The sequence below is a fragment of the Acinetobacter nosocomialis genome (assembly GCF_041021905.1).
Classification (GTDB): Bacteria; Pseudomonadota; Gammaproteobacteria; order Pseudomonadales; family Moraxellaceae; genus Acinetobacter; species Acinetobacter nosocomialis.
Genome location: NZ_CP157432.1, coordinates 995,801 through 1,007,747 on the forward strand (window position 1 = coordinate 995,801; position 11,947 = coordinate 1,007,747).

Sequence of the window (11,947 nt, forward strand, 5' to 3'; positions counted from 1 at the left end):
AACTTAGTTTGCTTTTGCAACAGGGGCAGCAGCAGTTTCATCGTTTGCCGCTTTGAACGGAGATGTATAGTTTAAGCCAAGCGTAGAACTTGTGTACTGACGAACTTTGTCGAGTAGCACAGGGTCTTTGCTTAAGTCTTGCTTATAAGAAACCACAATTTCATGAAGCTTCTGGTTCCACTTACCTTCAGTTTGCTCTGGGAAAGCTTTTTCAAGCAAGTTAAGCATGATGTATGGAGAAGTCGAAGCACCCGGAGACGCACCTAACAATGCAGTTACAGCACCATCTTTAGAGGCAAAGATTTCTGTACCGAATTGAAGTGTTGCAGGTTTACCTGGTTCTTTCTTGATGATCTGAACACGTTGACCACCTTGGCTTAAGCGCCAGTCTTCAGCTTTCGCATCTGGGTAGTACTTACGAAGTTCGTTTAGGCGGTCCTTGTCCGACATCATCACTTGGCTTACCAAGTACTTAACAAGATCAAGGTTTTCTAAACCAACAGTCGTCATTGGTAAGACGTTGTTTTTGTTTGTTGATGCAAGCAAGTCAAGCTGAGAACCATTTTTCAGGAACTTGTTTGAATACGTTGCAAATGGACCAAACAATACATATTTTTTACCGTCGATATAACGTGTATCAATATGTGGTACAGACATTGGAGGCGCACCAAGTTCAGCACGGCCATATACTTTCGCAGTGTGCTGAGCAGTAATTGCAGGGTTGTCAGTAATTAAGAACTCACCACCTACAGGGAAGCCAGCATATTGTTTTGCTTCTGGTAAACCAGTAAGTTGCAATAATTTAACTGCTGCACCGCCTGCACCGATAAACACAAAACGTGTTTTAACGTGGTCTGTTTTACCAGTTTTCAAATCTTTGAAAGACACCGTCCAAGTTTTGTCATCATTTTGGCTGATGCCAGTCACTTCAGTTGAAGTCTGTAATTTGAAGTTCGGATTTTGGCTTAAGTGTTTCACTAACTGATTCGTGATTGAACCGTAGTTTACGTCTGAACCAACTTCCATACGAGTCGCTGCAACTTTTTGAGTTGGATCACGATCGTTCATCACTAAAGGTGCCCATTGTTTAATTACAGCTGGGTCTTCAGTAAATTTCATGCCTTTGAACAACGGGCTTTGAATCATGGCAGCATAACGTTTTTCTAAGAACTGAACGTTATCGCCCCAAACAAAAGCAATGTGTGGAACTGGGTTAATGAATGTTTTCGGTTCAGCTAAAACACCTTGTTTTACCTGATATGACCAGAACTGTTTTGCTACTTCAAACTGAGAAGCAACTTTTTCAGCTTTGGCAATTTCCATCTTACCGTTTTTCTCTTCGGTATAGTTCATTTCCATAAAGCCAGAGTGGCCTGTTCCGGCATTGTTAAAGCCGTTTGAACTTTCTTGAGCAACTTGGTCAAGACGTTCATACATACGAATTTGCCAATTCGGTTCAAGCTCAGTGAAATAAGTACCGAGAGTGGCACTCATGATGCCGCCGCCAACAAGAACGGCATCAACAACTGGCTCATCTTTTGCAGTTTGTACCTGTTTTGACGCAATCGGTCTAAACAAGAAAACAATACCTGCAATTAAAATAAGAATGATTAATACCAGAAGGTATTTCAAAAACTTTTTCATGCAAGGGGAACCTTAAAATAAGTTATTTGAGTCACTTAAGGTGTGAGGAAACCTAGACAGCGTATCCAGACAAAACGGATATAAATGCGAAAATAAAATTCTCCAAAACAGAGAACTTTGAAAAAAGAAAAATTACTTGGGATTATCGCAAACACTCTATATTTTAGACTAATTTTGCATTGACAAGACAATTTTTATAATAAATGGGTTCTATTAAAATCATAAATATGATTTATATTTGATCAAATTAGGCTTTTATAAGATTGTTTTTAGATTTTATTTTAATTTAAATAATTGAAATTTAATAAATAAAATAATATTGATTAAACTTGAATCACTTAATAGTAATATGCCTATAAAAATAAATTAATTTTTATTTTCATACCCGATTTATGTAAATGTTCACCTTATAGTCGATTATTTTTTGTCATACATAGTTCTTATTAATGCTTCTGCGTTACGGATTAAATTTAGGGCATATTCCTATATAAGAAATATGCCCTAAATGGTTTTATGAAGCTACATAGAAAGGTGCAGTTGAACGTGGTAATGCTTCACGTCCACGAATTTGGTCTGCAATTTTCTCAGCTATCATAATGGTGGTTGCATTTAAGTTACCGGTAATAATGAGCGGCATGATTGAGGCATCAACCACACGCAAACCATTCATACCGTGTACGCGGCCTTGACCATCTACAACAGCCATTTCGTCTTCGCCCATCTTACAGCTACAAGACGGGTGGTAAGCTGTTTCTGCATGGTTACGAACAAAGTCATCAAGCTCTGCATCTGTCTGCAAATGTTTGCCCGGACTAATTTCATCACCACGATATGGATCAAGCGCAGGTTGCTGCATGATTTCACGCGTAATACGGATTGCATCACGGAACTCACGCCAGTCTTGTTCAGTCGACATGTAGTTAAACAAGATACTTGGGTGCGCAAATGGGTCTTTCGATTTAAGTTTGATACGACCGCGTGAAGGCGAACGCATTGAACCCACGTGTGCTTGGAAGCCATGTTCTTTTACAGCATTACTACCGTTGTAGTTAATAGCTACGGGTAAGAAATGGTATTGAATGTTTGGCCACTTAAACTCATCCGAACTACGGATAAATCCACCCGCTTCAAACTGGTTGCTTGCACCAATACCTGTACCATTGAATAACCACTCGGCACCAATGGCAGGTTGGTTATACCATTTTAAAGCCGGGTATAAAGAAACGGGTTGCTTACATTTATACTGTAAGTACATTTCCAAGTGATCTTGCAAGTTTTCACCCACACCCGGCAAATCATGAACCACATCAATGTCCATTGATTTTAAGAAGGTACTTTGACCTACACCTGAGCGCTGTAAAATTTGCGGTGATGCAATTGCGCCTGCACAAAGTAATACTTCGCGTTTAACCAATGCGCGTTGCAGGTTGTTTTGGTCGGCACCAATAATGTATTCAACACCAATCGCTTGCTTTTGATTAAACAAGATTTTGTTGGTCGTTGCATGAGTCAAAATAGTCAGGTTTGGACGGCCTTTCGCCATATCCAAATAACCACGTGCGGTACTTGAACGACGGCCTTTAGGCGTAACCGTACGGTCCATTGGACCAAAACCTTCTTGTTGGTAACCGTTTAAGTCGTCAGTACGTGGGTAACCTGCCTGTACACCTGCTTCAACCATGGCATGGAACAGCACGTTGTTGCCATTTTTTGGTGTAGCCACTGATACAGGACCGCTATCACCATGATAGTCATTGCCACCAATGTCACGAGTTTCGGCTTTTTTGTAGTAAGGCAAACAATCGGCATAAGTCCAGTTTTCAAGGCCTTTATGGGTCGCCCATTGTTCTAAATCCATTGCGTTACCGCGGATATAGCACATACCATTAATTAAAGATGACCCACCTAAACCTTTACCACGACCACATTCCATACGACGGTTGTTCATATGTGGCTCTGGGTCAGTTAAATAAGCCCAGTTATAGCGACGGCCTTGAAGAGGATAGGCCAAAGCTGCCGGCATTTGTGTACGGAAATCCAAGCGATAATCTGGTCCGCCCGCTTCTAGCAGTAAAACGGTGGTATCTTTGTCTTCAGTAAGACGCGCAGCGAGTACATTTCCGGCAGATCCTGCGCCAATAATAATGTAATCATATTCTTTAATATTCATAACTATCCTTTTTTTACTAACAGTTTGCCTGAGCAATCTATAAAGACTGCTCGGCATATGTGATTTAGGTTGAAGGTTTTAGTGCGATTGAGGCATTAAAAAATGCTTTGATAATCGCCAAGTTCAACTTGAATAGATTTGATACGGGTATAGTGCCCAAGCGTGGTTAAGCCATTTTCGCGGCCCACACCAGATTGCTTGTAGCCACCGACTGGCATCTCGGCAGGTGATTCACCCCAAGTGTTAATCCAGCAAATACCAGCTTCAATTTGGTGAATAATGCGATGAGCGCGGTTAATATCTTGAGTGACTACGCCAGCAGCTAGACCAAAGGTCGTGTCGTTGGCACGTTGAATCACTTCTTCTTCGGTTTCATAGCTTAAGATGCTCATAACCGGTCCAAAAATTTCTTCTTGAACAATCGCCATTTGGTCAGTGCAGTCGCTAAATACCGTTGGTAGTACATAAGCGCCTTTGGCTAGTTCGCCTTCTGTCGCACGACCACCACCGATTAATACTTTAGCGCCTTGTTGTTTGCCTGACTCAATGAAAGACAACACTTTTTCCATATGAGGGAAGCTGGTGAGCGGACCGAAGTTTGTGTCTTCAGCCATTGGGTCACCAATGCGAATACGTTTTACACGCTCTACAACGGCTTTTTCAAAGTCGGCTAAACGTGATTTTGGAACAAATACACGGGTACCGTTGGTACATACTTGACCTGAGCTAAAGAAGTTCGCCATAACCGCAATATCTGCTGCACGGTTAAGGTCAGCATCTTCACAAATAATGAGTGGTGACTTACCACCAAGCTCCATAGTCACTTCTTTAAGGGTAGAGCCAGCAGCGCTTGCCATCACTTTTTTGCCAGTTTCTACGCCACCCGTGAATGAGATTTTTTCAATCACAGGATGTTCAGTGAGCCATTGACCAATTTCACGACCAGCACCTTGTACTACGTTAAATACGCCGTCTGGTAAGCCAGCTTCTGTATAGATTTCTGCAAGTTTTAATGCAGTAAGTGGGGTTGTTTCGCTTGGCTTGAAAATCATGGCATTGCCAGCAGCAAGGGCAGGGGCAGATTTCCATAAAGCGATTTGGATTGGATAGTTCCAGGCACCAATACCTGCAACCACGCCTAAAGGTTCACGGCGTGTATAAAAGAAACTTGATTCGCGAAGTGGAACTTGTTCGCCCTGAATAGCTGTTGCAAGTCCGGCGTAGTATTCGAGTACATCTGCACCAGTCACAATATCGACGGTAGATGTTTCGCTATAGGCTTTACCGGTGTCGAGTGTTTCAAGACGGGCAAGCTCATGATTACGTTCACGGAGAATATCGACAGCGCGACGTAAAATACGTGAACGCTCCATAGCGGTCATGGCTGCCCAGATTTTTTGTCCTTGTTGGGCACTTTTTACAGCAGCTTCAATATCTTGTTCAGATGCCTGTTGAAGAGTCGCGATAATTTCGCCGTTGGCAGGGTTAATACTATTAAATGTTTTACCACTGGTTGCTTCAACGTAGCGTCCATGGATATACAGTTGATAAACTTGTACATCACTCATTTTGTCTCTCCTGCAAAGGCTTGTTCGCAAATTGCAATTGCGTTTTTACATAATCGTAAGCAATGGAACGGGCCAGTTCGCTGTCAAATTCGTTGTGACGGCTTAAACTGCCACGTAGCCATAATCCATCAATCAATGCTGCCAGACCTCTTGCGGCAACACTGGCCTGTTGTTCATCCATTAACTTGAGAAAATAAAACTTCAAGTTGGAATACAGGCGTTGATCATTAATCTTTTGCAAACGGCTCAGGTCCGGTACATGCATACTTGCAGACCAAAAGTCTAACCAGACCCGCATTGCTTTTTCATTTACCTGACTAATGTCAAAGTTAGAGTCAATAATTGCCTTAATCTGGCTTTCCGGATGCGAATCTGCTTCTGCTCTGTACTGTTCGGTTTTCCGACGCAACACATTGAGCATTTCTTGCATACAGGTATTTATTAACCCTTGTTTGTCGCCAAAGTAATGGCTGACAATACCGGTCGACAACTCGGCTTTTTTTGCAATTTGTGCAATGGTGGTATTGGATAACCCCACTTCATAAATTACGTCGAGTGCAGCGTTCATAATCTCTTCACGGCGCACATGCTCTGGTTTTACTCTGCGTTTTGTCATGATTGTCCACATCAGCACTTTTACGGGTGCTTTAAATTCAGCATGTTAACTTGCAGAGCATCATAGCACTTTTTTTATCATACTTGTTATTGATTGAACGTTCAATCAATAACAAGTATGATGTGTAAAAATCAATGAATTTTTGAATCTTACTTCGGGGTAGAAGAGATAGAATCAGAAGTTCTTACGGATAGGATGATGCGCATAAGTCCGGTACTTATCACGTTATTTTGGAAAAAATACACCGATTGCAAGGAGCAATAAGATGGTGTTGAAAAGTGATGGATATTCTTCAGACCATATTCGGTTAAATCGTTTTGTATTTTGGAGTTCGGCAGTCAGTATCGGCATTTTTGGCCTATTATTTGTACTGTTTCCAGAAAAAAGTCAGTTTTGGCTGACCTATGTGCAAGAACAGGTAAACCACTTTTTTGGGTGGTATTACATGTTGGTGATTGTGCTGTGTTTAGGCTTTGTGGCTTGGCTTGCCTTCTCAAAAGTGGGACAGATTCCTTTAGGAAAAGACCACGACAAACCTGAGTTTGGTTATTTGGCTTGGACCTCAATGCTGTTTTCGGCAGGTATTGGTATCGCGCTACTTTATTATGGTGTTGCGGAACCAGTTGACCATTTTCTAAGACCGCCAGAAGGTGAGGCCGGTACTATTCAGGCCGCCCGCAATGCCATGACCTATAGCTTTTTGCACTGGGGTATTCATGGCTGGGTGCTTTATGCCTTGCTGGGTGTGACATTAGGTTATTTTGCCTTTAGACAAGATTTACCACTCGCACTACGTTCGGCACTCTATCCAATTTTTGGAGAGCGAGTACATGGTCTAGTTGGCGATTTTGTTGATGGCTTTGGTATTTTAGCAACTGTCATTTCATTAGTGACCAACTTAGGTATTGGTGCTTTGGTGTTAGTTTCAGGTATTTGTTATTTAATTCCTGAAATACCGCATAGCTCTGCAACTTTAATCACTGCAGTTTTAATCATGATGTTTGTGGCGACAGTCACTACAGTGATCGGGATTGAAAAAGGCTTAGCATGGTTATCGCGTATTAATTTACGTTTGCTCTATGCTTTACTTTTATTTGTATTTTTAACCGGACCGACTAACCATTTGTTAAATGGTCTTGTACAAAATACGGGCGATTACCTTAATAATTTTATGGGTAAAAGTTTTGATATGTATTTATACAATCAAAAAGCCAGTGGCTGGTTGGGTTCATGGACTGTGTTTTATTGGGCATGGTGGATTGCTTGGGCACCTTTTGTAGGAATGTTTATTGCCCGAATTTCTAAAGGCCGAACCATTCGAGAAGTGGTTTTGGGTGTATGCCTCATTCCACTAGGTTTTACCTTGGCTTGGATCTCGATTTTTGGAAATACTGCAATTCATTTTATTCTTAACCAGAAACAGAAAGTTTTAGGTGATATGGTTTTAAGTGACCCTGCGTTGTCATTATTCAAATTACTCGAATATCTCCCGTTTAATCCGTATATTGCCGGGATTGTTGTTGTAATTTGTTTCGTTTTATTTTTGACACCGGTTGGGTCTGGTACACTAATGATCGCCAATTTGTCCTCGAAAGGGGGCACCAGTGATAGTGATTCACCGATCTGGTTACGCATCTTTTGGTCCGTGGTCATTACCATTGTAAGTATCGGCTTATTATTAGCAGGTAGTTTTAACTCCATGCAAAGTGCAGTGGTGTTATGTGGTTTACCATTTTCTGTGATTATTTTGCTTTATATGTTTGGCCTAGCCAAAGCCCTAAAGCAAGATGATTTTGACCCGAATGTTGCGAAAAAGCAGTTAGCTATTTCAAAAGACATTTCTATTCCATCGAATTGTGACCAGAACAAAGTGACCGAAGTTTTATAACCTTGGTTCATCACATTTATTTATATTTTTTGCGTTCAAAGCAGTCTTTTCATTATTGTTAAATAGTGAAAAGACTAAATTGAATATTTTATTTTTCTTCTATTCCTTGAGGATTGTATGGCAACAGATAATCCAAGAGCAGTTGATGATTTAACATTATCTAAATCTAAAAAAGACCCGCTTAACCGTGTGGTTTTTTATATTTCAGCTCTAATCATTTTAATCTTTTCTCTCGTTACTTTTTTATTTAACGATTTCGCAAATCGAACCATTAACACCGTTCTTGCGTGGGTAACGTCAACCTTTGGCTGGTATTATTTACTGGCTGCTACGCTGTATATGGTGTTTGTAATTTTCATTGCCTGCTCACGATATGGTGAAATTAAACTTGGTCCTAAACACTCAAAGCCTGAGTTTAGTTTACTGAGTTGGTCTGCCATGCTGTTTTCGGCAGGTATTGGTATCGATTTAATGTTCTTCTCGGTGGCCGAGCCATTATCTCATTATATGCAGCCACCTGTTGGTGTAGGCCAGACCTATGAAGCGGCACGCCAAAGTATGGTGTGGACGCTGTTTCACTATGGTTTGACCGGATGGTGTATGTATGCCTTGATTGGTATGGCACTTGGTTATTTCAGTTATCGCTATAACTTACCGCTTACCATTCGTTCTGCACTTTACCCAATTTTTGGGAACAGAATTAATGGGGCAATTGGCCATAGTGTAGATACTGCCGCCGTCATTGGGACAATTTTTGGTATTGCGACCACCTGCGGGATTGGCGTGGTACAGCTGAACTATGGTTTACATGTTTTATTAGGACTGCCAGAGAATATCTGGATGCAGTTTGCACTCATTGCTATTGCAGTCGGTATTAGTATTATTTCAGTGACATCTGGGGTAAATAAAGGCCTTCGGATTTTGTCTGAAATCAATATTTATGTATCGATTGGTCTTTTACTGTTTATTTTGTTCTTGGGCAATACCGAGTTTTTACTCAATGCGCTGGTACAAAATATTGGTGATTATTTAACTCGCTTCCCAACCTTAGCCTTACAAAGTTTTGCTTTTGAGCAACCTAAAGATTGGATGAGCAGTTGGACTTTGTTCTTCTGGGCATGGTGGATTGCTTGGTCGCCATTTGTAGGGTTGTTTTTGGCTCGTATTTCTAGAGGCCGTACTATTCGCGAGTTCGTGTGCGGGACTTTAATTATTCCTCTGCTATTTACCTTAACGTGGTTATCCATTTTTGGTAATAGCGCATTGCACAGCGTGATTTTTGAAGGCAACCAGACTTTAGCTGCAACGGTATTATCTAATCCGGCACATGGTTTTTATGACCTGTTAGCGCAGTATCCGGGCTTTACTTTCATTGCTTCAGTCGCAACAGTAACAGGCCTTTTATTCTATGTGACTTCTGCCGATTCGGGGGCATTGGTTTTAGGTAACTTCACGACCAAGCTTACCCATATTGATAATGATGCGCCGCGTTGGTTAAGCGTGTTTTGGGCAATTGCCATTGGCTTATTAACGCTCGCTATGCTGATGACCAACGGGATTACCGCTTTGCAAAATGCAACCATCATTATGGGACTGCCGTTTAGTTTCGTGATGTTCCTTGTGATGGCGGGGCTTTATAAATCGCTCAGACTTGAAGACTACAGGCATGCAAGCCGAAGTATGAACGCAGCACCTGTGGTGGGTAACGTCGACATTCTCAATTGGAAACAGCGTTTGAGTCGGGTTATGCATCATCCGGGAACCTCTGAAACCAGACGAATGCTCGATACCGTTTGCAAACCTGCTGTTCAGGCCGTAGCTGACGAACTCATTAAGCAAGGTATGAACGTAGATGTGCAGCAAACCCCACTTGAAGATGAAGAGGCACTATATCACCTCGATATCACCATTCATTTGGAAGAAGAGCAAAACTTCGTGTATCAGATTTGGCCAGTCCGTTATAGCGCGCCTAACTTTAGTCAACGTGTAAAACGAGGCAAACAGTTCTATTACCGTCTCGAAACTTATCTTTATGAAGGTTCTCAAGACAACGACCTTGTTGGTTACAGTAAAGAGCAGGTCATTAATGATATTTTAGATAAATATGAACGACATATGACGTTCTTGCATATTAATCGTATTAGCCCTGGGAACCGTCCATTATTCCCAGATCCGCAAGCTTAAGGGGAATATGCATGGTCTCACCATATCTGCATTCTTTTGCTTTATTTTTCTCTTTGCTCAATCCTTTTTTAATGAGCATTTATATGATTGGCCTGATCCGCCATTCAGAAACCAAGGTGTTTAACAAAGCCTTAATTCAGGGGAGCTTGATTGCTTATATCGTCTTTATGCTGTTTGCATGGGGCGGTGAAGCAATCTTTAGTAAATACCTGAATGTACGCTTTGAGGCTTTCCAGATTTTTGGTGGCCTTATCTTTTTGGTGATTGGCTATCGCTACGTGTTTCAGGGGGCCGACACCATTGGTGAAATGCGCGGTGCTCCTGAGCATTTAGCTGGAACCATCGCGATGCCTTTTATGATCGGGCCGGGTACCATTAGTGCGGCTGTGGTGACAGGTATTGAAATGTCGATTGGTGCTGCGGCACTTGTGATCGGATTTACCATGTTTTTAACATGCAGTATTTTGATTTTGATGAAATTTTCACATGATCATTTACGCTACAAACATGCAAAATACATCGATCGCTATTTTGATATAGTCGGGCGTTTATCTGCTTTATTAATCGGTACGATTGCTGTTGATATGATTATTAATGGTATTACCGGACTGATCCATAAAGTATAGTCAGGCTCATATAAAACGATGCTATGTCATTTAAAATGGAACAAAATGGCATAGCATCTTTTGATTACTTTTGGCTGCTTCTCAAATTTTTATTTAAGAAAAACTAAAAAATAATTAAAAATAATAGTTTAAAAAATATTCGTTCAAAAAAAGAATTAAGAATATTAAAAAATACGATGCTATGTTGTGGATTTAAGCATGTTTTTTTTGTGAATTATCAACCATAATGTTTTCTGAGCTTGTTTGAGACAGAGTTGAGTCATGCCTACATTAGATGAAATGACAACCGTAACTGATGATCAGTCAGAATTAACCATGTCAGTTTTAATGACACCGGACATGGCAAATTTTTCAGGTAATGTTCATGGTGGAACAATTCTAAAGCTGCTAGACCAAGTGGCCTATGCTTGTGCAAGTCGTTATTCAGGCAGCTACGTCGTAACGTTGTCTGTAGATAAAGTGAATTTTAAAGAACCGATTTATGTGGGCGAACTCGTTACATTTTTAGCGAGTGTCAACCATGTGGGTCGTACTTCAATGGAAGTGGGTATTCGTGTAGAAGCACAGAATATTCAAAAGCGTACCGTGCGCCACACCAATAGCTGTTATTTCACGATGGTTTCGGTTGATGAGAATGGTAAACCTCGTGAAGTGCCTCAATTAAAACTCGATACAGAGTGGAAACGCTGTCGATTTGAAGCGGCAGAACACCGCAAGGTATTACGCCTACAAGAAAATCATAATCCTTCTTGTAGCATGTATAAAAAAACTTCTTAAAAAGAAAAACGACTAAAATAAAAAAGATCGAACCGCAGCATGGTTCGATCTTTTTTTATTCACTGAAATTCAACTTCCTGTTTCGTTTCAGCAAAATTATCTCTGAGCTTGGAGGAGAGTACAGAGATAATTATTGAGCAGCAGGAGCAGCTTCAGAAGCAGAACCTACCGCTTCAGATGCAGCATTTGCAGTGTTTGCTTGTTCTTGAGTTGAAACTACAACTTTATCTTCTGCTGGAGCATGAACTTTATCATGTTTAGAAGCAGCAAAAGTTGAAGCAGCAGTTAAAGCTAGGGTAGTAGCGAGTAAAGTTTTAGCTAATTTCATTTTATGGCATCCTTAAATTCATTAAAAAATAAATCAAACCTAATCGTTCAACCTAACGGAGATAAAACATGTATGGCTAAATGACTAAGCTAGGACACATGCTAAGCCGAGCTTTGGATTACATCAATTAACTTAACAATCTATTA

The 11,947-nt window shown here is 40.9% G+C and carries 9 protein-coding genes; 4 read left to right on the forward strand and 5 right to left on the reverse strand.

Annotation, left to right across the window (positions count from 1 at the left end):
- Nucleotides 1-3: 3 nt before the first annotated feature.
- The 4 genes from mqo to betI all read right to left on the reverse strand — a co-directional run bounded on the left by mqo (nt 4) and on the right by betI (nt 5,998).
- Nucleotides 4-1,644, reverse strand: coding sequence for a malate dehydrogenase (quinone) (gene mqo, locus ABLC00_RS04720; RefSeq protein ID WP_004888296.1), 1,641 nt, complete (start codon nt 1,642-1,644; stop codon nt 4-6).
- 511 nt (nt 1,645-2,155) lie between these two features.
- Nucleotides 2,156-3,814 (reverse strand): choline dehydrogenase, encoded by a 1,659-nt coding sequence (gene betA, locus ABLC00_RS04725; RefSeq protein ID WP_004888295.1) that lies wholly within the window; start codon nt 3,812-3,814, stop codon nt 2,156-2,158.
- A 95-nt stretch (nt 3,815-3,909) separates the two neighbouring features.
- Entirely contained in the window at nt 3,910-5,382 is a 1,473-nt protein-coding gene (gene betB / locus ABLC00_RS04730) for a betaine-aldehyde dehydrogenase (protein ID WP_033854258.1), read from the reverse strand.
- Nucleotides 5,375-5,998, reverse strand: coding sequence for a transcriptional regulator BetI (betI, locus tag ABLC00_RS04735; protein ID WP_000166965.1), 624 nt, complete (start codon nt 5,996-5,998; stop codon nt 5,375-5,377). Before betI ends, betB begins: the two co-directional genes overlap by 8 nt.
- Before the next feature lie 265 nt (nt 5,999-6,263).
- On the opposite strand from betI, the gene ABLC00_RS04740 reads away from it, so the two are divergent.
- The 4 genes from ABLC00_RS04740 (at nt 6,264) to ABLC00_RS04755 (ending at nt 11,473) form a co-directional block, all read left to right on the forward strand.
- Nucleotides 6,264-7,886: a BCCT family transporter gene (locus tag ABLC00_RS04740; protein ID WP_004888292.1), complete on the forward strand. Its 1,623-nt coding sequence runs from the start codon at nt 6,264-6,266 to the stop codon at nt 7,884-7,886.
- Nucleotides 7,887-8,003: 117 nt separating this feature from the next.
- Nucleotides 8,004-10,070 (forward strand): choline transporter, encoded by a 2,067-nt coding sequence (locus tag ABLC00_RS04745; RefSeq protein WP_004888290.1) that lies wholly within the window; start codon nt 8,004-8,006, stop codon nt 10,068-10,070.
- 11 nt (nt 10,071-10,081) lie between these two features.
- The gene (locus tag ABLC00_RS04750) at nt 10,082-10,696 is read left to right on the forward strand and encodes a MarC family protein (RefSeq protein ID WP_002054351.1); all 615 of its coding nucleotides are present in this window, start codon (nt 10,082-10,084) and stop codon (nt 10,694-10,696) included.
- A gap of 261 nt (nt 10,697-10,957) precedes the next feature.
- Nucleotides 10,958-11,473, forward strand: a complete 516-nt coding sequence (locus ABLC00_RS04755; protein ID WP_002054353.1) for an acyl-CoA thioesterase — start codon at nt 10,958-10,960, stop codon at nt 11,471-11,473.
- A 130-nt stretch (nt 11,474-11,603) separates the two neighbouring features.
- Here ABLC00_RS04755 and ABLC00_RS04760 read toward each other — a convergent pair whose 3' ends face one another.
- Nucleotides 11,604-11,801 (reverse strand): hypothetical protein, encoded by a 198-nt coding sequence (locus ABLC00_RS04760; protein WP_002054416.1) that lies wholly within the window; start codon nt 11,799-11,801, stop codon nt 11,604-11,606.
- Nucleotides 11,802-11,947 lie beyond the last annotated feature (146 nt).